This window comes from Chryseobacterium sp. (assembly GCF_022869225.1).
GTDB lineage: Bacteria > Bacteroidota > Bacteroidia > Flavobacteriales > Weeksellaceae > Chryseobacterium.
The window spans coordinates 4139178-4162776 of record NZ_JALIHL010000001.1; the positions used below are offsets into that span (position 1 = coordinate 4139178).

General features: G+C 38.4%; 20 protein-coding genes and 1 tRNA gene. 8 read left to right on the forward strand and 13 right to left on the reverse strand.

Features of this window, described 5'->3' with window-relative positions:
- The 7 genes from MUW56_RS19340 to MUW56_RS19370 form a co-directional block, all read right to left on the reverse strand.
- Complete coding sequence (locus MUW56_RS19340) at positions 1 to 2811, reverse strand: TonB-dependent receptor (RefSeq protein WP_292014729.1); 2811 nt, start codon at positions 2809 to 2811, stop codon at positions 1 to 3.
- A 159-nt stretch (positions 2812 to 2970) separates the two neighbouring features.
- Positions 2971 to 4089 carry a DUF4236 domain-containing protein gene (locus MUW56_RS19345; RefSeq protein WP_292014730.1) on the reverse strand — a complete coding sequence of 373 codons (1119 nt, stop codon included), beginning with the start codon at positions 4087 to 4089 and terminating at the stop codon, positions 2971 to 2973.
- A gap of 162 nt (positions 4090 to 4251) precedes the next feature.
- Positions 4252 to 4410 carry a hypothetical protein gene (locus MUW56_RS19350; RefSeq protein ID WP_292014731.1) on the reverse strand — a complete coding sequence of 53 codons (159 nt, stop codon included), beginning with the start codon at positions 4408 to 4410 and terminating at the stop codon, positions 4252 to 4254.
- The gene (locus tag MUW56_RS19355) at positions 4407 to 4988 is read right to left on the reverse strand and encodes an NAD(P)H-dependent oxidoreductase (RefSeq protein WP_292014732.1); all 582 of its coding nucleotides are present in this window, start codon (positions 4986 to 4988) and stop codon (positions 4407 to 4409) included. The genes MUW56_RS19350 and MUW56_RS19355 overlap by 4 nt, the downstream gene beginning before the upstream one ends.
- A gap of 43 nt (positions 4989 to 5031) precedes the next feature.
- A complete protein-coding gene (locus MUW56_RS19360) occupies positions 5032 to 5865 on the reverse strand; it encodes a sigma-70 family RNA polymerase sigma factor (RefSeq protein ID WP_292014733.1) in 834 nt (277 codons plus the stop codon).
- Between the two features lie 250 nt (positions 5866 to 6115).
- Entirely contained in the window at positions 6116 to 6829 is a 714-nt protein-coding gene (locus MUW56_RS19365; RefSeq protein ID WP_292014734.1) for a hypothetical protein, read from the reverse strand.
- Positions 6830 to 6976: 147 nt separating this feature from the next.
- Positions 6977 to 7858, reverse strand: coding sequence for a cupin-like domain-containing protein (locus MUW56_RS19370; protein ID WP_292014735.1), 882 nt, complete (start codon positions 7856 to 7858; stop codon positions 6977 to 6979).
- Positions 7859 to 8215: 357 nt separating this feature from the next.
- On the opposite strand from MUW56_RS19370, the gene putP reads away from it, so the two are divergent.
- The 6 genes from putP to MUW56_RS19400 all read left to right on the forward strand — a co-directional run bounded on the left by putP (position 8216) and on the right by MUW56_RS19400 (position 12832).
- The gene (gene putP / locus MUW56_RS19375) at positions 8216 to 9712 is read left to right on the forward strand and encodes a sodium/proline symporter PutP (protein ID WP_292014736.1); all 1497 of its coding nucleotides are present in this window, start codon (positions 8216 to 8218) and stop codon (positions 9710 to 9712) included.
- 436 nt (positions 9713 to 10148) lie between these two features.
- Positions 10149 to 10811: an MsnO8 family LLM class oxidoreductase gene (locus MUW56_RS19380; RefSeq protein WP_292014737.1), complete on the forward strand. Its 663-nt coding sequence runs from the start codon at positions 10149 to 10151 to the stop codon at positions 10809 to 10811.
- Complete coding sequence (locus tag MUW56_RS19385) at positions 10787 to 11143, forward strand: hypothetical protein (protein WP_292014738.1); 357 nt, start codon at positions 10787 to 10789, stop codon at positions 11141 to 11143. The genes MUW56_RS19380 and MUW56_RS19385 overlap by 25 nt, the downstream gene beginning before the upstream one ends.
- 69 nt (positions 11144 to 11212) lie before the next feature.
- A complete protein-coding gene (locus MUW56_RS19390) occupies positions 11213 to 11770 on the forward strand; it encodes an AAA family ATPase (protein ID WP_292014739.1) in 558 nt (185 codons plus the stop codon).
- A gap of 74 nt (positions 11771 to 11844) precedes the next feature.
- Positions 11845 to 12270 (forward strand): GNAT family N-acetyltransferase, encoded by a 426-nt coding sequence (locus MUW56_RS19395; RefSeq protein ID WP_292014740.1) that lies wholly within the window; start codon positions 11845 to 11847, stop codon positions 12268 to 12270.
- Position 12271: 1 nt separating this feature from the next.
- Entirely contained in the window at positions 12272 to 12832 is a 561-nt protein-coding gene (locus MUW56_RS19400; RefSeq protein ID WP_292014741.1) for a DUF6624 domain-containing protein, read from the forward strand.
- 135 nt (positions 12833 to 12967) lie between these two features.
- Here MUW56_RS19400 and MUW56_RS19405 read toward each other — a convergent pair whose 3' ends face one another.
- Positions 12968 to 13306, reverse strand: coding sequence for a nuclear transport factor 2 family protein (locus tag MUW56_RS19405; RefSeq protein ID WP_292014742.1), 339 nt, complete (start codon positions 13304 to 13306; stop codon positions 12968 to 12970).
- A 209-nt stretch (positions 13307 to 13515) separates the two neighbouring features.
- Between MUW56_RS19405 and MUW56_RS19410 the strand changes: the two genes are divergently transcribed.
- On the forward strand, positions 13516 to 15324 hold the full coding sequence (locus MUW56_RS19410) for a S41 family peptidase (RefSeq protein ID WP_292014743.1): 1809 nt from the start codon (positions 13516 to 13518) through the stop codon (positions 15322 to 15324).
- 81 nt (positions 15325 to 15405) lie between these two features.
- A tRNA-Ser gene (locus tag MUW56_RS19415) sits at positions 15406 to 15490 on the forward strand.
- Positions 15491 to 15911: 421 nt separating this feature from the next.
- Here the strand turns inward: MUW56_RS19415 and MUW56_RS19420 are convergent.
- The 5 genes from MUW56_RS19420 to MUW56_RS19440 all read right to left on the reverse strand — a co-directional run bounded on the left by MUW56_RS19420 (position 15912) and on the right by MUW56_RS19440 (position 23597).
- Positions 15912 to 16415: a hypothetical protein gene (locus tag MUW56_RS19420; RefSeq protein WP_292014744.1), complete on the reverse strand. Its 504-nt coding sequence runs from the start codon at positions 16413 to 16415 to the stop codon at positions 15912 to 15914.
- Between the two features lie 20 nt (positions 16416 to 16435).
- Positions 16436 to 19987 carry a DUF6443 domain-containing protein gene (locus tag MUW56_RS19425; RefSeq protein WP_292014745.1) on the reverse strand — a complete coding sequence of 1184 codons (3552 nt, stop codon included), beginning with the start codon at positions 19985 to 19987 and terminating at the stop codon, positions 16436 to 16438.
- Positions 19988 to 19993: 6 nt separating this feature from the next.
- Positions 19994 to 20626 (reverse strand): hypothetical protein, encoded by a 633-nt coding sequence (locus MUW56_RS19430; protein ID WP_292014746.1) that lies wholly within the window; start codon positions 20624 to 20626, stop codon positions 19994 to 19996.
- 59 nt (positions 20627 to 20685) lie between these two features.
- On the reverse strand, positions 20686 to 22689 hold the full coding sequence (locus tag MUW56_RS19435; RefSeq protein WP_292014747.1) for a hypothetical protein: 2004 nt from the start codon (positions 22687 to 22689) through the stop codon (positions 20686 to 20688).
- A 95-nt stretch (positions 22690 to 22784) separates the two neighbouring features.
- Positions 22785 to 23597 (reverse strand): hypothetical protein, encoded by an 813-nt coding sequence (locus tag MUW56_RS19440; protein WP_292014748.1) that lies wholly within the window; start codon positions 23595 to 23597, stop codon positions 22785 to 22787.
- Positions 23598 to 23599: the final 2 nt, after the last annotated feature.

Here is a 23599-nt window from a genome sequence, read left to right on the forward strand (position 1 = left end):
TTAAAAATCAAATTTTACGCCTAAGGTAAATCTTGGTCTGTAATATTCGGCCTGTGCAGTTCTGCTCTGGATTCCCTGGTAATACCTTAACGGTTGGTTCGTCAGATTATTGGCTTCTGCAAAAATTCTCAGCTGGCCGGTTATTTTATAGGAAGCATTGGCATCAAGGAAAAACTGCTTGTCATAATAGCGGTCATCAAAAGGTTTTCCCCCTAATTCGTCAATATAATGAGACGCGTAATTCATAGAAACTCTGGCTGAAAAACGTTTATTTTCCCATGAAAGAGATCCGTTGAACATATGGGGAGCCGCTCCCGGAAGTCCCACATCCGTTCTTTCGATACCGTCTTCATTGGTAATTCCCTTTGCTTTGGATTGGGTATAGGTATAGTTCACATAAACTCCCAGGCCTTTCCAGAAAGCTCCGGGAATAAAGTCCAATTGTCTTTGTAATGCCACTTCAAACCCGTAGATATCTACATTGTCACCATTACGCTGCTGGGTAAACTTCCAGTTGCTTTCACCGGCCGGAATCGGGTTGGATTGTCCTGCAAAGTCATTCGCAAAGTCGTTAGCCGTATAATTTCTTCGGGAGTATGTATAAATAAAGTCATTCAGGTTTTTGTAAAAAATTCCTCCGGAAAGAATCCCTACCGATTTAAAATACTTTTCTGCCATAAAATCAAAATTATAAGCATAGGTCGCCTTTAAATTGGGATTTCCTGCGGCCACAATCTCATCTTCAGAGATAACGTTGAGGTAAGGAACCAGCGAGTAATAATTAGGACGGGCAAGAGCGGTGGTAAAGGCTGCACGAAGGACAAGATCCTGTACAGGGACGTATTTGAAAGAGATATTGGGAAGAACATTCGTGTAAGTATTGGTATTGTTGATCTGTCCTACAAGATCTTTTTCGTTCAAGACATAATTCCCGGTATAGTCAATTTTTGTTGTTTCAATACGTGCCCCCACGATCATGGAAAGTTGATCATTGAAGTCCTGATCCCAGCGGATATATCCGGCATAGATCTGTTCTTTTGCATGGTAGTTGCTGGAAAGGAATTTTTCAGGCTTTGACTTACCGTTGAACAGCCCGGGATTGAATAGATCTAATCCTCCCAGGTAAGAAGGGTCCACAAATGTTCCCGGCACATAATTTCCTGCCTGAAAATGATGCCCATCCAGGTATACAGTAGGTACAGAGAGAAGACTTCCCATATTGGCGGCAGGTTCGAAAGCGTAAAAATCATTAGTTCTTTCCTTTTCTTTTAAACGCATGCGGAACCCGGTACGAAGTCTTCCTTTCTGGCCTTCAATCACGGAAAGAGGAAAACGTACATTGACTTTTGCACCCAATTCCTTTTCCTGTGTAAAGCTGTTGGCATCCGAAAGATCACTTAGCTTATAGTTTCCCGGATTATCTGCTGCAAGGGGAGTGATTACAGGTTTTTCGGGATCAGCGAGGTCCTGGGAGAAATTCATTTTGCTGTTTTCAAATTCTATATACCGTTGGTGAGGTTTATCTTCGCTTGCCATAGCATAATTCACAGACCAGTCTAAATCTACTGTAGACCCTAGAAGATGTTCCCCTCTTAAAGCATAGTTCTGAACCTTCTGTCTCTCAAAACGGGTATTGTCATTATCAGCATCTCCCCCTTTGTTTTGCCTGGTAATGCTGCCTTTCCATCCTGTGATCTCCGTTTCATCGGTATTATAAATAGGTTTTATTTTATATCCCAGTGCAAACCGGTTTTCCTTGTCATTTCTGAAATTGTACATTGCCGAAGCATAGATCTTATTTCTGGAATTGAATTCATAATCCATATTGAGATCAAAACTGTGCCTGATACGGTGTTCGTTGTAATACCGCACTCCCATTTTACTGATGTAGGCCGTCTGTGCTGCATCATTGGCAAGACTCCATACCGGTTCGATATTATCTGAACCAAAATTATTGTTGTTATAAGAAAAACTGAATACGGCCCCCAGTTTTTTATTTAAAAACCGGTTTCCATAGACTAGTCCGGCGGTATAATTACCTTTTTCGCGTATAGAGCTGTATCCTCCCGCTAAAGTTGCCGAAATTCTCTGCCCGTTCGGAGAAGCCCTTGTGATGAGGTTTACGGAACCTCCGATGGCATCAGCATCCATATCGGGAGTTAAGGTTTTATTCACCTCTATGGTAGAGATCATATCTGAGGGGATCAAATCCATCTGAACATTACGGTTGTCTCCTTCAGCCGAAGGAATTCTGTCTCCGTTCAGGGTAACAGAATTAAGATTAGGGGCAAGGCCCCGGATGATAAGGTTTCTTGCTTCTCCCTGATCATTTTGTATGGTGATCCCGGGAACCCGTTTTAAAGCATCTCCGATGTTGGCGTCAGGAAAACGTCCTATCTGATCTGCTGAAATTACATTGGTAATATTGGCATTGTTTTTCTGTTTGTTTAATGCCCTTGCCTGATTTTTCAGTGTTGTTCCGGAAACGACTACCTCAGCAATGGTGGTTTCTTTTTTGTCAAAAACAATATTTTGTCTGGTATTTTTTTCAGATTCCACCGTTACCGTGTATTCATGGGTTCCGTAGCCCAGATAATCAATCTTCATGGTATAATTTCCCGGAGGAACATTCAGAAACACGAAATTTCCATGTTCATCAGAGGTGGTATAGATATTTCCCGGACTTAGGGATATTTTGGCTCCTGGTAAGGCAATCTTAGAATCATCATTGATGTTTCCGGAAAGAGATCCGGTTTGTGCATAGAAAAAAATAGAGGCACAAAATAAAACAGAGGTAAAAATTTTCTTCACTTTTTTTTAGATTAAAAATCAGAAACAAAATTAAACGTCTGTTTGGACAATGTGTTGAAGTAAAAATTAACATTGTTTTAAGGTTTGTTAATACATACTTCCGAAAAGGACCGCCGATACAAAAAAACAGCCTTCACAATATAATGAAGAGTGTAAACCTTATCTGAATTCAGACTGAAAGTCTCTGAAAGCACGGCCAAATTCTTCCGTTGCTTCATAATTACTGAATTCATATTCCTCACGGAGGCCTGTCTGAGTAGAAAGTTTGATATGACCGTACCGTACCACCGGAATTTGATAATTACTTTTAAACCTTTTATCGCGGGTTCCGTTCTTATTGACCTTAGCCCAGGTCTGGCCAATGATTTTAGAATCTCCGGGAACAGGGGAAGTTTCCGTGAAGCGGGTATAGGTATGCTGAAAATTAAGCTCCTGGATTCCGATAATGGCAAAGCTGGTTTCATTGGTGTACATCACAATAAATGCCGGATAGATATAAAGATCGGCTCCGTTTGCATTTTTCAGATATAATGCCTGGTAATCTGATTGTAGGGAGGGAATGGATTTCAATGCAAAACGGACTTCCCTCCGGTTTACTATCGTGCTGGCAGAAGACCGCATTGCCACTCTGTCCTGAAAGTGAGCACTGGTAATGTCCCAAATTTTACGCGAACCCGTCAGTTTTTGGAAAGATTCATAGACCTTCTCAAATTTTCTTCTGATCTCTGGGTCAAAATCAATTTCAAGATTAACATAACATTTCTCAATCATCTTTTTTGTCTGCCTGATAGCTTCTTGCTGAGCTTTAATATCACGATCTGAATTTTGTGGAATGGTTTTATCGATCAGTCCATACAAGAACACATAGCTTAAAACTTTCTTTGCTTTGGTAACGGAGAGCGTTCTTTTAATTTTCCTGAGATCAGATGCTAATTCTTTCCTTTGCTGATGAGCCATAATGATTGCTTCCTTGATGCCCTGCATATTCTGGCTTGTGATTTCATGAATATCCGCACTGAAGATATTTTCGTCAAAAAGATCATGATCATGTACAGGATGCTCCGGAAAAGACGGAGCAGCAGCAGGCCTTGATCCCGGGGAACTTGATAATGTATACCGGTTTGAAAATCCAAGAATATTGGTATTGACCGTAGTGCCGGATTTGCTGAAATTGATGCTTGCCCCTTTTACACCAATGGACGTAGATATTCCTCTTTTACTGAAATTAAGATGTACTCCCGGGATCACTTTGATCCTCTTTCTGTAGCTCCAAGCCATGATTATGATTTTTTATAAGATTAATTTGATGATCAAAATTAGCAAGCCCTACGATGACTTTTTTACGGGAACCCGTAAATGGAACAATTCGTTAGCGTATGGTGGCTAACCCATCATAATAGCAAAGGAATATGAAAGGAAAAATCCTGCAAAAGGCAGGATTTACATGCAATTTATTGGTTCTATCGAAGGAATATTGGTGATGACCTGCCATTTCCCGTTCTGATAGTCTTTTTGGAGGATTTCTTCAAGCAGAACCGTATCACGATGATCTCGTCCTTTAATGAACGCTTCAATGGTTTGTTTTATCTGTTCCATCATGAATCGAGTTGTTTTAAAATTTCTGATTGCTGTACAGTAATTTTCTGTGCTGTCCGGACTCCATCTACAGTACCGTCCAATGGAAAATAAAGGATATCGCGGATACCCATATGATTTAAAAGCTGGGTGAGATGATTTTCAAGAGGGTTCAATTCTTCTGCTGCAATACCGCCCATTGAAGAAATGATATAAGCCCTTTTGTTCTCAAGCAGACCTTTGGGGACCTTGTTGCCGGCAAATGTTTTCTTTGTTCTGATGACCAGATCGAAATAAGCTTTCAATGAAGAAGGGATTCCATAATTGTACATAGGGCAGGTAATCAGCAGTTCATCCGTCTGATACAATTCGTTGATGAGTTCATCGGATAATGTGAGACTCTCAGCATCCGGAGTGTCACTGAAGAATGCAGTAACCGTCTGTTGAGTGATATGAGGGATATGCTGCCGGTTAACATCTCTTTCAAGGATAATCCCTGCCGGATTTTTTGCTTTCCATTGTTGAACAAAAAAATTACCCAATGTCCGTGAGTAAGAACCTTCAATTCTAAGGCTGCTGTCGATTCTGAGGAGTGTGTTCATACTTTTTTATTTAAAGACACACTGCTTGCCCGAAACGTGACACTTACTGCAGCCTTTTTAACTTTTCAGGATCTACAATAGAATAAATTTCACGGATCATTCCACTGGAATCAAGCTCTAAAATGTGACAGTTGTAAATGCGGTCTCCCTGCCAGAAACAAATAGCCGGCTGATGATTAAACCTATGAAAGGTATGAGGTCTGTTGCCGAGAAACTGCTGCTGTACATACGCTAAAAGCTGGGCTGTGGCAGATTTTCCAACTTCTACTGCTTTGATGACACGAATACGTTTTCCGCCATCTGCCGAAAGTCTGATATCGTCTATGAGGAGTTCTTCAATCTTTGGAATATTGCCTTCACTTAACGCCTGCTGATATTGGTGAAGGATGTCTGTTTCTGCGGGTAGACTGACCGTATCAGGATTGTACTTTATATTTTGCAGCTGTTTACCGGCCCGGCTCAGAAGTTTACGGGAATTTTCCACCGAAATATCAAGCGTTTCAGCAATTTCCTGATGAGAATAATCAAATGCCTCCTTAAGAATATAGACCGCACGTTCCCTGGCGTTCAGTTTTTCTAAAAGAACAAGCAGGGTATAGCGGGAAGTCTGTTCCTTGATCAGTTTATTTTCTGCATTTTCGAAAGAAAGAGGCTCAGGAAGCCATTCTCCGTAGACCATCTTTTTGCGGTGCCGGTTTTTAAAATTAATGGCATGGTTAACGGTGCTTTTGATCAGAAAATTGGCTTCATTCCTGATTTCCGATTGATCCAAAGAAATATATTTTTCTATGACATCCTGTACCAGATCCTGCGAATCTTCATAGGAGCCGGTAATATTGTAGGCATAGGTAAGAAGCTTTTTGTAATGTTCCTGCATGATATTTCTTTTTAAGACAAACTTAATGAAGAAAACGTGACGATATTATTTTAAAGAATAAAGAATAAAGAATAAAGAATAAAGAATAAAGAATGTTCTTAAAATTCAATAGGAGAGGATTTGAGTCTGCCTTTAAATTATATCCTTATTCATCTCTTCCGTAATTTCATTTCTTTTTTTATGGGTTTAAAAAAAGGAGAAATTGACTACAAAATTGGAAATCCGTTTCTGTGCCGGACATACCCAACATTTATAAGAATCCTTTTGCGTAATAAAGCTGAAACAGGAAAAAAAGTATTGTGAAAATCCATACTATATAAGGATGGTAGCGGAAGTTTTCTTTCAGAATATAATGCAGGGCCTTGAATAATTTAAAGAGACCGATGAGCCCTATAATGATAAATAAGAAGAAAACCAGAAAAAAGACATAATCTCTTGTTCTGTACGTTTCCAGTTTTCCAAGCTGGATCAGATAAGATTCTACGTTGATGGTCTGCCCAAGGAACATGGCAGAAAAGATCAGCAAAAAGAACGGAGTAGAAGTATAAACGGTAGTATAGATAAATGAGAACAATAAAGTACGGAAGGCCACCGTGTTCACCTTTTCTTTTTTATACCACAATAAAATAACACTGAATAATACCGCTGTAAAATTATTGACCAGAAAGATAAATAAAGCTTTTTCCACCATGCTTAGCCCTTTTATCTTAGAAATAAAATTCTGTTCCCCGCCATAATCCATTAGCAGCACAGAGATAATGACCGAAGTATATACTGAAAGTTTGATGGGCGACAAATAGTCCCGGAAACGTTCAGATTCTTCCTTCTGCATTTCTTCCACGGAAAAATCATAACAACGGCCGGGCTCCTGAAACAATTTGAAAATGGTAACCGGAACCAGCAATATTTCGATAATGATCTGAAGGCACAGCTTCTCGAAGCTGTCAATAAGTTTTTCAAACATACTGCACTCAATAAAAGATAAGAAACAGTTCTCCTATGCAATTTAAATATTTTTTTAATCAGGTGTACCGATAAAATAATACAGATTGAATTCAGCTAAAAAAACAGGTTGAAAAATCTTCCTTTCAACCTGTTGATATGCTTTTTTTTATTTGGGCAGTCCCTTTTTTAGGGCCAGATTCGCTCTTTCAATAGCTTTTTTTTCTTTCCAGTCCATATATCTTTTTTTATAGCGGGACTTCATGAAGTTATCAAAATTCCGCTGAACTGCTAAGTTCCAAAGCGAGTGTGCTTTTACAGCCCAGCTTTTATCCCATGCACGGAGAGAGATGGAGAAAGAACCATCAAGGTATTTCATCCAGTGCCACCAGCCCGTAGGCATAAACAGCGTATCTCCATGTTCCAGATAGCACTCAATACCTTCAATGCCATCCAGAGCCGGGAATTTTTCAAAATCGGGATTGGCAATGTCATAATCTTCCAGTGCATAGGTGGCATAAGGAAGTTTATACAGCCGGGATTTCCATTTGTATTCAAAAAGAAGGACATGTTTTCTTCCGTTGAAATGAGTATGGAAAATATGTGGCATATCGATATCGTAATGCAGAAAGGTCACAGAACCTTTACCACCGAAGAACATACTTGGATATTTGTCCAAAAATCCACCCATCAGATTCTTTGGCGGTATATAGTCATCTAATAATTTAGGAGCAAATTTAATAGGATCGAAAAAGAAGATTCTGAGATCAGTAGGCTCCCGTTGGATCAAATCAAGATACTCACCAAAAGGCATTTTTGTCGTCGGTGTATTGATCGGAGCCGCAGGATCAGCTTTGGAACTGTCGTATAAAGGAACAATAACATCGCCCACCACTTCTTTCATATACTCCATCGTCCATTTTTGATAGGCTGGCCATTTTCTCGCCATATTCTTGATTACCACTGGCTTACATGGCTTTAGATATTTTTCACGGAAATCTTCCTGTGAAATGTCATCTACAATATCAATAGGTTTAAGGAGAAGTCCCATTCGTTTCAATTATTAAGCTAAAGTATTAAATATTTATGAAAACAGATGTAAAGAATGTAAATTATTTGGAATTAATATAAATAATTAAAAAAAACTTAGGTTTGAATTTTTTTATAAAACTGAATCAAAGCAGGTTATTGGTTTTTTGTTTAATATAACAGCCTTTTCATTAACAATAGTATTTCTGAAATATGAATATAAAAAGAGCTGGGGTCTCTGAATGAAGATGACGTGGAAATGGGTTCTGTTTTTTCAAAAATCGGTAAAGGTTTTTATATTATATTGTAGTTCTCTATTTGGAGAGTAATAGGTGCATTTTTCAGAAAATAGCTATCTTGGGGATCTTAAAAAAATAGTATGCAAGTATATGAAGGGATTTCTGTGGGGTTGTATCTGTTGTTAATGATAGGTATCGGCATATATTCTTATAGAAAATCGACAAGTAATTCAGAGGAATTTTTAATAGGAGGCAGAAAAATGGGTGCTGCGGTCACAGCATTATCTGCGGGGGCCGCCGATATGAGTGGATGGCTGCTCATGGGAGTTCCCGGTGCAATGTATTTGGCCGGAATTTCCAGTTCGTGGATTGCCATAGGGCTTACCATAGGAGCTTACCTCAATTATATTATTGTCGCTCCAAGACTCAGGATTTATACCGAGGTGGCACAGAATGCCATTACGCTGCCTGTATTTTTTGAAAACAGGTTTAAAAATAAAAATCATCTTCTGAAGGTTACTTCTTCCATTTTTATTCTGGTGTTCTTTACACTTTATACTTCAGCAGGAATGGTATCGGGAGGAAAGCTGTTTGAATCTGCTTTTGGAATGGATTATACCGTTGGACTGCTGGTAACGAGTTTAGTCGTAGTGTTATATACGTTTTTAGGTGGATTTCTGGCGGTAAGTCTTACGGATTTTGTACAGGGAACCATTATGGTATTAGCGCTGGTCATTGTACCTATTGTTGCCATTTCCCAAATAGGAGGGGTTCAGGAAACACTTTCCCTGATTGAAGCCAAAGATCCTAAATATCTGGACTTATTCCGGGGAACCACTACAGTAAGTATTGTATCCTTACTGGCCTGGGGACTGGGATATTGTGGTCAGCCTCATATTCTCGTCCGTTTTATGGCAATTGATAAACCTAAGGATCTGGTAAAAGCAAGAAGAATCGGGATTACATGGATGATTTTTACGGTTGCCGGTGCATTAGCTATAGGTCTGGTCGGGATTGCTTACCTGCAGAAGTTTGATATGGAAACGATGATGAAGTTTGATGGATCGAAGACGGAAGCGGAGACTATTTTCATCTATTTCTCCCGTATTTTATTCCACCCACTGATTGCCGGATTCCTGCTTACCGCCATTCTGGCTGCGGTAATGAGTACCATTTCGTCGCAATTGCTGGTAACTTCCAGTTCATTAACGGAAGATATTTATAAAGCTTTTCTGAATAAAAAGGCAACATCTAAACAACTCCTGACTGCCAGCAGGCTTTCTGTTTTGCTGGTGGCGGTGATTGCGGTGCTTTTGTCACTGGATCCTAAAGACAGTATTCTTAATCTGGTAGGAAATGCCTGGGCCGGATTTGGCTCTGCATTCGGACCATTGATTCTCCTGTCTCTTTTATGGAAGAAAACAACCTGGCAGGGAGGTTTTGCCGGAATGCTGGCAGGAGGAGTAACGGTACTGGCATGGGTATATCTTCAGCATCCGTTGAAAGACTGGTATGAGATCATTCCGGGATTCACACTTTCCCTGGTAACCAATGTAGTCGTTTCGCTACTGACTTACCAACCTGATGTCGCTATTGAACAGGAATTTGAAGAGGTCAATAAAATTATGCAGGAATAATATTAGACTTAACTATCCGAATGATAAAGAACACCTCTTGCGAGCCACAAGGGGTGTTCTTTAGTTTCATAGGCAATACTTGTGTTAAGCAGCTATGCAAATTGACTTTTTATCATAAACTTTGAACATTCTTCGCTGCTCAGGAATTTATTTACGAATCATCCCTCATATTTCACAGCTGTAATGCGGCTCCAATGCTTATTTGACCCGTTTTTTCTTTATGATTACCGTAAAGAGAGCCAATACCATGCATATCATGCTGGACCATACTATATTCTCGATACCGTAATGCGCTATCCAGAATCCTCCGAATAAAGTTCCTGCAGTGACGGCGAAATACCTCTGCAGTATTGTAAGCTTCATGAGATACAGACATCTCTTTTTTTCATACCTTCACAGGAGCTGATAATATGATAAAACAACCAGTCTCAATGTTATGAAATTGAAATTAGGGATCTTAGACCAGTCACCTGTTGCAATGGGGGATAATGCAGCATCCGCATTGAATAATAGTATCAATTTAGCTCTGATGGCTGAAGAAAAAGGGTTTCATAGCGTGATGTATTCTGAACATCATGGAGTAGAAGCCTACGGAAGCTCAAGTCCTGAACTCTTAGCAGCTGTTATCCTCAGCAGAACAAAGAAGATAAAAGTAGGGACAGCCGGCATTATGATGCGGAATTATTCCGCTTATAAAATAGCAGAGTGGGCAAAGATGTTAAGCAGCATATATCCCGGCCGCTTCATCCTCGGATTGGGAAAAGCTCCCGGAGGATTAAAAGATGCTGTAATGGCGCTCAATAGTCACAAGCCGGTGATCTTATCGAATCTGGAGACAAAGCTGGAAGAGGTTATCCGGTTTATCAAAGAAGAAAAAGAAATTTACGAAGGATTGATTGCCCAGCCTGCCAATCTTAAGGATCTGCCGGAAATTGTTTGGCTAGGCTCAGGAAAGACCTCTGCAAGCGAAGCTGCCAAGCATGGAATAGGGTATTCCTTTGCTGCTTTTATGAACAGTGAAGGCGGGCGGAAAATACACAAACCTATCTCAATGAATTTAACCCAGGTCAGTATATGGCGGTTCCTTCTTTGCAGATAGCAGTGGCTGCATCTATTGCAGAAAGTTTGGAAAAAGCCAGACGGAATGCCTACGGAATGGCATATCAGTTTCTGCAGTCACGGCAGTTAGTCAGTCCGGATGTCCTTTTTCCTTCTGAAATTGTAGAGCAGAAAATATTGGGTACTAAGGACGAAGAAGAGTTCTTCACCATTTTAAACAGAATGATTATTGAGACTCCCGAGTCGGTCTCCGGGAGATTACAGCAGATCGCAGAAAAATACAATACCGATGATATCCTGGTATTGTGTAATATGTACCGGGAAAAAGACCGCATCAGTACCTATCAACACCTCATTAAAAACAATCTGTAGCTTCCAGGAATATGGAACCTTGTTTCATATTCTTCATAAGGAACTATATAATCCAAACGAAATAGAATCATGAAAAAGAATATTCCGGCATTATACATCATTACAGGAGGTCCGGGAGCAGGAAAGACCACATTGCTGAATGAATTAAGCAGAAGCGGATGTATAACAGCCTCTGAGGAAGGACGAAGGATCATCAAAGAACAGATCCGTTTGAATGGCGAAGGCTTACCCTGGATGAATAAAAAACTTTTTGCAGAGCTGATGTTTGATGCTTCTGTAAAAACATATCAGGAAATAAGCAGGAATACTGATTCAAAAACAATTTTCTTTGACCGGGGGATACTGGATACGGTTGGTTATCTCAAGGTGGAAAATATTCCTGTTCCGGAAAAGATGCAAACAATAGCCCGGGAACTGGCTTATCACCGAAATGTCTTTATTCTTCCCTTCTGGAAAGAAATTTATGAAAATGACGCGGAGAGAAAGCAGAGTCCGGAAGAAGCAGTTCACACCTTTAACTGTATCAAAGAAACCTATCTTGAATATGGCTATAATGTTATTGAAATCCCTAAAGGTACCGTAGCGGAGAGAATCTGTTTTATTCTTGGAAAAATTAATGAAAGCTAATGGTATCGCGCTGGTTTATTCATACTATGTTTGCATTGTAAGAGTTGATTATAATTATTAAAAATAATACCATCATGAATATTAGAAGAATGAAAGAAGAGGATGAGGAGTCTGTTATTGAGCTGCTGGCCCAATTAGGATATCCTGATACCAAAGAATTTATGCCTCAGAAAATAAAAAATCTCTTGAACGATCCAAATGAGTATCTTGCTGTCGCAGAAAATGATGAAGGTAAAGCGATTGGATTTATTTCAATCCATATGATTCCCCAGATTGCGCTTGAAGGAGATTTTGCCAGAATAAGTTATTTTTCGGTAGATGAAAATTACAGAAGCTCAGGAATTGGGAAACTTCTTGAAGAATATGGTGAGCAAGCTGCTAAGGATAGAAATTGTGATAGAATAGAAGTGCACTGTCATTCTGACAGGCAAAAAGCACATCGGTTTTACGACAGACAGGGATATACGGAATCTCCAAAATATCTGATAAAGAAACTTTAAAATGGATTCAAAATTTTCAAAAGAATTAATAGACCTTGCCAACCATGATGTGTTGATAAGAGAAGAACTGGCTGCAAGAGGAGCCCTTTCAGGAGGATATCATCCCGAAATGGAAAAGGTTCATCAAAACAATGCAAAACGGCTCCGGGATATTATAAACGAAATTGGATTTCCTACTATTTCCAAGGTAGGAGAACAGGCCAGTAATTCCGCCTGGCTGATTATCCAGCATTCCATTGGAGAACCGGAGTTTATGAAAGAATGTTATAAAATGATGGAAGAGAACGGGGCTGACATTAATCTTACGAACAAAGCCTATTTATATGACCGGATCCAGGTATTTCAAAGTAAACCTCAAAAATATGGTACCCAGCTTACTGCAGAAAGAAAGCTGTATCCTGTGGAAAATAAAGAAATCTTAAACCGGGAGCGTAAAAAGGTACACCTGCCTTTATTGTCCCTCAAAGAAATCAACAGCATTCCCAACCCTGAAGATATTCCGGAAATAGACGAACCGGAAAGTGAGTATACAATCTGGCGGAAAAAAGTAGGCTGGCTATAAGTACTTTCAACCTTAAAATAAACCGAAACAAAAGTTCCGGTTTACACAGATGTCTTTCCTCAGCAAATCCTGTATAAGTGATACAGAAGGCTTTGAAAAGACCGCCATCCGGATAGAACAGCGGCCAAGAAATTCTTATTGATTTTCTAATAAAGGTCTCGGATCAAAAAGCACTTTTAATGAACGGATCTTTCCATCTCTCACCTGATACCAGCCGGAAGCCGGAATATTTTTTTCTCCCATATCGATATCATACCAGAAACAGACATCCTCACCGGCTGTGAATGTTTGAAGAATCCGGTATTTAAACTTCATCTTCTTCATATCCTCCATATACACCGAAGCAGTCTCCCTGCTTCCCAGTACTCCTGTAAATTTAAATTCAGGATCAAGGCAGCTCTTGGCTCCGTCAAAATTTTCTTCATTCAGGTACTGAATAAACTGTTCTGCTACGTTATTGGTTGTGTTATCCATAAATTTTGTTTTTTAATGATAACAAAAGTAAGAGATCAGAAGCTTTTTCTTTGTGATTATCGTCACATAATGATGAGAATTACTATTTATTTATCTCAACCTGCTGGATGTGAAAACCCCGCAGATTTATGGTTTTTCTGCAGAAGAGGTACAGGATATGAGTGTGGAACTATAACAGTGATGAGGCATAATCCTCTTAAACCCTTCAAATGAAGGGCAGTTTCTTCGTATATTGGGCATCCAAAAAAATAACGATGACCAAACAGTTTGTAGTCCCTTTGCTTTTGATGATGAATGCCGCGAATGCGCAGATCACTTTAGTATTGAAACCGGGAGATACTTTACAATATACACCGAAGTCTCAGAAACCAGCCTGGGTTACGGTTCAGTCTAATGCAGCGAATCTCGCAGTATCATTGTTCAAAAATGGAAAAAAGATAAAAGAACAGGACGAATCAAGAGGGATCAAAAGTGCTGAGCGATTCTATTATACTCCGGAGAAAGGCCAGAAATATGAATGTAAAATATGGGCGAAATCTTACGTTGAAAAGACTGGAACAGCTCAGGTTTCCATCGCAGAGTCTAAGAACTGGTCTGCAATAAAGGAGCCAATCAGTTCTGCCCGGTTTCTGGAAGACCTTCATGTTTTCCGTTCGATAAGAGAGCAGGCCAATTCAGGGTTATATGTCTACAGAAATAAACAGCAGATAGACAGTATTTACCATTGGGCAGAAGGAGAAGCCGTGAAGAGCCGTCATATTTTTGATTTCTATAAAATCATAGCTAAACTTACTGATTTTGAAGGGAGCTGTCATAATTTTACAGATCTTCCCAATCATGCCTCGTATTATTTGACCCGGAAATCAGAATATTTACCGGTCACTCTGAAAAATATAGACGGAAGGCTGCTGCAGAATTCAAAAGACACGGCGATTCCTTTGGCTGCCGAAATTTTATCAATTAACGGAATTGACTCCCAGCAGATGATCAGCCGTTTTTCGCAGTATTATTCTTCTGATGGCCATTCTCTACCTTATAAGGAAACAGCCGGATTTGAAAAAGGAATGCTGGACAAGTTTTATATGGAGTTTGGAACCCACAAAAATTATAATATTACCTATCAATGGAAAGGTCAGGCACATCAGGTTACTTTACCGGGAATATCGTTAGAGGAAGCTAAAAAACTTCAGGAATCCCGATATTCAGCTTCATTCAATAAAAAAACAGATGAAAAATACAGCCTGCATAAAATGGGGGATGACATGTACCGTTTATCATTAAGAACTTTTGACTTTGCCGGAGATAAAACAGATCCGGCTTACAAAAAATTCAGTGACTTTCTGGATAGAATGATGCAAACGCTTGAAAATGAAAAAATAAAACATTTGATTATTGATTTGAGAGGTAATGGAGGAGGTGCCGGGGCCCTGTATGAAAAGGTTTTTTCCTACCTTACCCAACGCCCTTTTCGCGACAGCCACTATGCCTATACCCAATTCAACGAAACCCCTTTGAAGGAAAAGTTGGTGATTACTCCTCTTTTTATTTCCAATGGAGTGACAGACGGAAGTGGGGTAGATGGTTACCTTAAACAGCTTTATCCGAAAGAGATCCAGGGAAAGTTTTATTGGGCTGATGATAAAAACCCTCTGATCTTACCGAACCAGAAAACGTTTGCAGGCCAGCTCTACCTGTTGATTGATGAAAATGTAGCTTCTGCCGGATCCCATTTGGCTTCCCTGATAAAATCTTATACCCATGCCATCGTTATCGGGAAAGAAACGAATGGAGGCTATTATGAACATAACGGTCACCTTCCGTTTGTGTATGAGCTCCCTAATACAGGAATTCAGACGGGCTTTTCTATTGTGCATGTCATACAGGATGCGCAAATCCTTAAGGATCAGGAAAGAGGGAGCGGCGTTATTCCCCATATTAAAATTCAGCAGACCGACCAGGAGTTCCTGGATCAGACTGATGTTTATCTTAAAAAAGTAGCTGAAATTAAAAAACATTAATTTTATTGAAAAATATTTTGCCAGTAAGAAAAAACTTTCTATATTTGCACCACTGAAAACGACGGTACAGCCGGAGTTTAAGGAGAGTTGGCAGAGTGGTCGATTGCGGCAGTCTTGAAAACTGTTGACTGTAACAGGTCCGGGGGTTCGAATCCCTCACTCTCCGCTGAGAGAGTCTTCATCAAGAAGACTCTCTTTTTTTTCGTATATCAGTAATCCTTTTTCTTTCATTTTCAGATGATTATGTGATAGCAAATTGGCATAAGGTCTTTGATTTTCCCAATCAAAGTTACCATATTTTCTAAGCCAATTCAAAACTGTAGCATGAGATTGTATCCCCATATCTCTTGCGACAGTCGGTAATGGTGCATTCTCCCGATTCAATTTCTTTTACAATTTGAAGTTTTAAACTTAAACTATAATCTTTCTGGGTACGCTTTATGTAAAGCGAGTTTAAATGTTCTTTCATAACGATTCTTTTTTTTGTGTATCGCTATTTCAGGACTAGACATTCCGGTCATATAAAAAACCACTGCGATTTCGCAGTGGTTTTTTACAAATAATGCAATCTTATTCTTACAAATTATCTAATCATAAATTTCTTTATACCATCCGCTTTTTAGAGAAATACTTTTTACAAATATCTTTTTTCTATATTCTTCTGAAATAAACTTCCCTATGACTGGAGAGTGTTCATCAGCAGATGGTTTAACATATACATTACCTAAACTATCTACTTTTAAATAATAAATATTCATATCAATAAAGTCTGCTGTGAGTTTTTTCAGTTGATCATTAGCATTAATTTTTAAATTCTCTTTTAAAGAATCTTTTGGATAACTCTCTTCTATATCAATAATACTCTTAGACTGTTTATTATAATTTATCGTAAGTCGTACAAAATTATTATTCTTGATACTTTCTAAAAATATTATTGGGGAATTTCTAGAAGAAAACCCTCTTACGTAAATCTCACTCCCTTGATAATTTGAAAAATCATAATTCGAATATCTGTTAATAAATTCTTTTTCATAATTACTTTTACAAGATATTATAAACAATAGACATAAATAATAAATAAATTTTTTCATTTTTTAATTTGATTTAAGTTTTATGGTGTATTAGCTGGTGTAGGAGTTCCCACAGTTACTTGAATTTGCATGTCTCCATAATTGTACTTATCTGAAAAAAGCACTCCACTAGATATAGAAAGTTGATCATCAGAAGAATCTAACTGACTACTATAACCATTTGTGCTAGAATTAACTACACTATTATAATGTGCTCCTAACGATAATTCAGCTCCTGTGAATTGCATAGCACGACCTGATGCACCAAATAAAAAATTCCCAAAATTGTTCTGATTATGAGCCAAACCTTCAACTAAAAATATTGTATTTGACGTATTAGTCGTAGGGTTACTTGGTTTTGCATTTGGAAACATTTTAGGTACTTGTGTATAAGCAAAATCCATTTTTCCTCCGCCTATTCCTTCTTTTTTTATATAATCATATCTTTCAGAAAGACTCCTATTACTCGCTTTATTTTTAGGATCAAATGCTCCTGACCATCTAACTAATGTACGGACTTGTTTTTCTGTAACAAATTCAAGTTTATTTATTTTACCTGATTGTATATCAGCAACATCATTTTTAGGATCAGCAAATCTAAATTTCTGCTGTGTACTTCCATCACTTTTTACAACTCTTCCCTTACTTCCATTCCATAAGTTATGCCACCAATTATCCTTTGTAGTACCAGTATAGTTTCCATTTTCGTCAAAATTAATAAATTTTCTTCCATCTGGGTCTATATACCTTATAGGGTTATCGCCTGCATAAGTGTAAGGGCTAAATCTTCTCATTTTTTCCACAAGCGGATCCACTACGATCCACCTTCCAATATCCGGCATATACATCCTCGCTCCATAGTCATACATCCCTGTCTCCTGCAACTCCTTCCCATTGTACTTATACTGATACGCATTCTGAGTGGTAGCTGTATAATTATGCAATAACCCAAAAGGATAATAATTATTCACTTCCACAATCTCTCCGGGTTTCCAATAATCAATACAGATGGGCAGCTCAAATGGAGGGTTGTAGTTCCCGCTGCATTGCTGGACAAAGTATTGTCTTGGCTGGATAATACCGTCTTTATTGGTATCCGTATAGCTTAATCTTATATTGCCTAAATGATCCGTAAAGTTGTAGATGTATAAATTACTAAGCGCATCATAATATCCTTCCGAGGTAGGGATGATCCTTAACTTCATTTCAGCCACTTCATTAGGATCTTCAAGGCTCCATCCTCCTCCTGTCCCTAATTCTGACGGCTTGGTAGACTTATACTGGAACCCGTCCAGATAATCTGTTTCTATATCTCCAAAGAGCTTCTTCACTTTTACGCCGTCTGCCCTGTAGGTATAATGGGTGACCTTAGAGTTTTGGGTAATCTGTTTGGGTAAATTTAAATAATTATATTGAATGGAGGAAATCCCTTTATCGGCATGACCGGTCATGTTTCCATTCCCATCAGCACTGCCATTATCATATTCGAGGGTATTGGGAGCGGTTATATATGGATAGCCCAAAGGGTTCTGCTGTTCATCGGTTATTTTATTCAGCCTGTTTCCTGTGTAATCATATTTCAGATTGTCTATGACAGTGGCAAAGGTATTGCCGGATAAAACGCCTTCTGATCTTTTCAGCCTGGTAATATTGCCGTTTAGATCATACTCCATTTTTTCAAAATATTCTCCGGAGGCTTCACTTCCTGATTGTTGATAGAACCCTGCGGAAAGCCTGTTCAGGGAATCATACACGTAACCGTATCTTTTTAAGGGTTCATTTTCCTGAGTTAAGGTTTTCCAGGACACTTCGGCTATATTCCCATTGTATTGGGGAAGCACTTTCAGGGAAGGGTCTAATGCATCGGGAGTTTCTAATCCCTCAACTGTATTGTAGTTGATCTTATATCCGAAAAGATCATTTCCCAGAATCGAGGGATCATTGATCTGGGTCATCCACCCTCTGATATTGTACCTATAATCAATGGTCTGCAAGGGTGTTGCTGAATGTATTCCGCCTACTTTTTTACTCTCTAATTGGGAAAGTTCATTGTATTGGTTCCGGGCCAGAATCTCATCCGGATTGCTGTCTACTTTATGCTTGTGTACAAGAAGTCTGTTCTGGTCATCATACGTAAAGCTTTCTGTAATAATCCTTTCTGTATCCGTATTCAACCTTTTATGCTTTGTAATAACAGTTTGTGGTACCCCTGCAAAATCCAGCAGAGATTCTGTACGGGTATAGCCTCCCAGATGGTTGATGGAATGGGTACCAATGACTCTTGCTTTGTCATCGTAATAGGTGTAGGTCTTGCTCCAGCTGTCATCTTCGATATTCTTTACCAAACTCATCACGGGTAGGCCTTTGGTGCTTCTTCCTGCTGATGAAGGGGTATCGGTTAAGGTAGGCCTGCCCTGAATGGTGGTTGGGAAAGAGGGATTGAAATTGTATTGCGGATAAGTATCATAATAGTTGACACTTAAAACCGTTTCAATATCAAAAAAATATCCATTGCTGTACTGAACCGGCATCCCGTTTTTGGTAAATCCTGTACTGCTCCTGTTCTCCACTATTATGAGATTCCCTGCCTGGGACTGCATGCTGCTTCTGCTTCCTCCGGCAATGATCCCTGTATAAGCCACTCTCCCGAATGGGTCATATTGGGTAATCAGCCATTTGCTTTTCTCCCGCATATTGGCATCCTGGGTCATGATAAGCCTCTCCGCCTGATCATACACCATATATTCCCAGCCTTTTCCAGGCAGTTTTTTCTCTACCAAACGGTTTCTCCCGTCATAGCGGTACTGATAATACAGGTTTTCTACGGCAGCCGGTTCCACAGTGGGAGCGGAAGCCAGTGGAGGGATTACAAAGGACAGCTGGTCATATTCATTGTAAACATAGTACGTATCTGCATTTTGGGCAGCGCTCAGTACTTTTCTCACTAACAAAAGCTGTCCTCTGCCGTTTTTGAATTCTATGGTTTTGTTGCCGTCTTCATCAGTAACCATGTTTTTATACAGCTGTCCTGCTCCAAAATACTGAAGCAGCTGGACATTGCTTTGGGTCCTGCCTTCAAGCCAGCTGGTGCTGGTTTCGTACTTTCTCACGTAATCTTCATGGAGATTGGCATCATAGTCAAATTTAACGGGTTTATCACTCCAGGCATTTCCTACCTGGATCTGCTGCCGGATCCTGTCCAATGGTGAGTTTTCCAAAACTTTTTCAGAATAAATCTTTTCCTGGCTATAGAGATCCGGCCGGGAAGCATTGGTTAATGGAGAGGTGTAAATTGCTCCGTTTTGAGTCTCCTGCTGGGGAACGGGTAAAAATTCTTTTACCTGTCTTCCAAAATCGTCATATTCAAAATGAGTCACCACATCTCTGCCCAATGGCGAGGATTTGACATTCACGACCTGCTTGGGTCTTCCCAGGCCGTCAAAGTATTGAACGGTTTCTGAGGTTTTGGGATTGGTAAGTGTAGGATCTGATAAATAGGTTTTACTGTAAATATAATTTTCTGCTGTACTTAATTGTCCTTGTGCTAAACCTGATAAAAGGACAGTACAAATGAGAATTACTATATTCTTCATCGTTTGTTAGTTTTTATAATTGTACTTGAATTCTTTTAATAGTTTACCCGTTTGATTTTGCTCTCTGATTTCCATTAATCTATTAGCAGAATCATATAAATAAACCATTCTGATACCTGATGGTGGGGTAATACTGGTAACTCCTATCAATGGATTGTAGGTATAAGTAGTTACCTGATAATTTGGAAAATTATTTCTAAATGTTTTTAAAATATCTAAAAAAGCTGATTCATCATTATTCGGAGCGGCAGTTGCATCTGTATTTGAAGCATTCACAATAATATCGATAGCAGACTGCTGGATATCAGACCATTTAGCTCCTTCAATTTTAACAATAGGCTGGGTTTGGTTGTATCCCCAGATGATTGTTGTTGAAATGCCATCTTTTGTGGTATACTGTTGCAGATTACCTTTTGAATCGTATTTGTCATAGCTGACTTCGGTAGATCCATTTGCAAGATTTTGTAAGTCATAAGATTTTACAGAGGTGGGTAATACTAATCCTGATGTTTTTGTATTGGCTTCTGATTGACTTGTTGGATAAATAGTTTCTATTTTTGATGTAGTTTTGGTAATCCCATTTGTAGTTTGCTTAGTTTCTGTTTCTAATGGGATATCTAACATATTTTTATCAATCATTAATGGATTCCCTTTCTCATAAGCATATTTTAAAAAAGTGTTTAATTCTGTATTTTCTCCTAAGAAAGTTTCTTTTTTGAAGTCAGCTTAGTCGGATAAAGTGGTTCATCATAAAAATATTCTGTTAACCTTGATTTCTTTCTACCACTACTAAAATAGTCAGATGTGGTTTCTCTTTGTAATAAAAATGCATCGTTATGCTTAACAAATATAGGGAAAGGAGCAGGGCTGAGATTTGTATTCATTCCTATATAGGAAGGAAATACACCATTTATATATAATTCGCTTGCAAATGACCCCGGTGCCCCATAATCTCTGAGTGTAATAGCTCCCGGTACATAGTCAACTGGTGAAATTAAATTGTATAAGATCATCTTTACATTCCTTTCCTGTAGATAATTAGCTGCTGCTTTAGGTGCTCCTGAAAGATAAAAGCTTCTTTCTACTGTTTTAATGGTGTCATTTGTATTGTTGAAAGCTACATATTTTAATAACTGTCCATTTCTCCAGTCTCTGCTTTCCATAAATTCATATTTTGCGGAAGTACCTTCATTAATCGCAAGAAAATTATCTCCTGTTTGTAACGGAGGTTCTACATAATATTGAAATACTTCCTTTCCTTTTGGATTATTATTGGCATCGGTTTTTATCACTTCGACATTGGTGTACCCAATGGTTTTCCCTTGTGTTCTCATTCCTGTAATTACAGGATTTACTGAAAGCTCAATAGCATCCTCCACTGATTTACCTACGCCAACTGCACCACCCGGCCCACTACAGCTCCCACTGGTGATGCTTCCCCTTCTGTTATTCTTCGTATACATTGGAATATCAAATAAAATTCCGCTGGAAAGCAAAGGATTACCATCCTTCGTGTAAGAATATTTTGTAGAATACTTGTATTGGCCATTATCATACTGCTTAATCTCCTTTATACGGATTCCGCCTCCTAGTATAATGGGAGCCTCTACTGCATTGGGATCAGGTTCCTCCCAGCTAAAGCCGACCTGAGAATAAAAATATATATAGTTGGATATATTACCTGTGGGATTTAATCCACCCCAATATATATGCTTAATTTCTGCATATACTTTTTGAGTAGGAACATTTTGATTATTATATTCATGGTAATCCAGTGCAACTTCACTATCTAAAGACACATCCGAAATCCAATATTTTTTAACTCCGTTCTCAAAATAATAAATACTTAACAGCGCATATAAATAGCTACTTTCTAAAGAATTTGAAAAAGTAGAAGCCTTAAAAGTGGAAGCTCGTGTTATTTTTAGATTTAACTTCTTATCATAATTTGTAAGATCAATTTCTCTCACAAAGGTGTTTGTATAATTATTGATTATCGTTGGTGGCTGTGAATAATTAATATTTGATCCTTCTACACTACCGCTTATTACAAATAATTCACCTTTTTCAAGTACTTTCTTTGTTTTTAAAAAGTAATGTTCATCACTGGGCTTGTACAAGAGAGAACTTGCAGTATTAGGCTCATAAATAAATTCATTCTTTCCTCCTTCGGGATAAGTAACAGACTTTAAAGAAAAGGTCTGTACATATAAGGGATCAACTTCTTTATTGGCTAACCTAATCATAGAAGACTCAAGATCTTTTGTAAATCCATCAACAGTTATAACCGAAGTACCCATAGGCTTATAATATTTAATAGGTACATTAGGATAGCCATAATTATTTAGTTTACCATTAAAATATCCCCAATGATCAGAAGAATAAGAATTCCTCTGTGTCATTTTATTTTGCTCATAATATTCAAAAGAAGTGGTGGTACATTTTCCGTCCCTATCACATTCCTGATAAGACAGTAATTTTAATCTTTTGGTGACATCTTCAGTAGGATCTGAAACTCCTGCAGCTTCTGGAATAGTTTCAAAATACCCATAATTAAATCTTTTTTCTGCGATTATTTGACCCAATTTATCTTTAACGATAATTTTATCAAGTTTTTTTAAATCACTAAAATCTAACCGATTAGAATAAATAAAATCAACTATTGCATCTGAAGTTTCTATTTTTTGCAGAAGTGATTCCATGGATGAAAACTGCGTATCCGTTTCAACAGGATTTATATTGGTTCCTGAACTACTGGGAAAACACCCAAGAGAGGAAACATGAAGGGTATATGGAATCACTCTTGTTTGTGGTAGAAGCGTTCTTTTAATGATATTATGTGAGAAATAAAAAAGTTGATTACATTATTATCAATTCCTTTTATTTTTTTTATTTTCCAGGCATTGGCTCCATAGAAATTACTAGAATGGGCGGCAGTATTGAAAAATGTTTCAGTACCATCACCACCAAATGTATATTTAAGTCCACTGGTTGTAGTGACATTAATAGTATCAATTATTTTTGCCTGAGATCCGCTTTTATAATAATCAATCTTCAAGTCCGCCAAAGGGAATGTCACTATTTTTTTATTTTTGGGATTGTAAAAAAAACTTCCCGAAAAGCCATCTAAAGATAGATTAAATTGATCTGGCATAAGATCTGAAAGGGGGTGATTGTTCTGCGGGTATCTCACCATATTTAACAAGTATTGTTGATTGTCTATACCACTATTGAGAAAACCTTCTATATTATCTGCATTATTTTCCATTACCCCATTTTCATCAACTAAACCATTAATTTTTCGGGTAATTGGATCTACGGTATTGATAGACCAGCCCAGGCCTACACTACTTGCCATTTCAGAAACCAAGATACCGCCAGCATGATAACTCAAACTGATTGGAACTTCTACACTTCCTGATTTTACGGTATATATAGGTATTGAAATGTTCGGAATCCCTGTATAATTGGAAACAGGTGTTTCCTGGTATTTCAAAAGACTGCTTGTTTCAGGGGCATAGGGAAATATATTATTTGGATTTTTGTAAATCTGTGAAAATCCGATACTATATAGAAGTATTAGAATGGTTGTTAAAATTATCTTCTTCATTT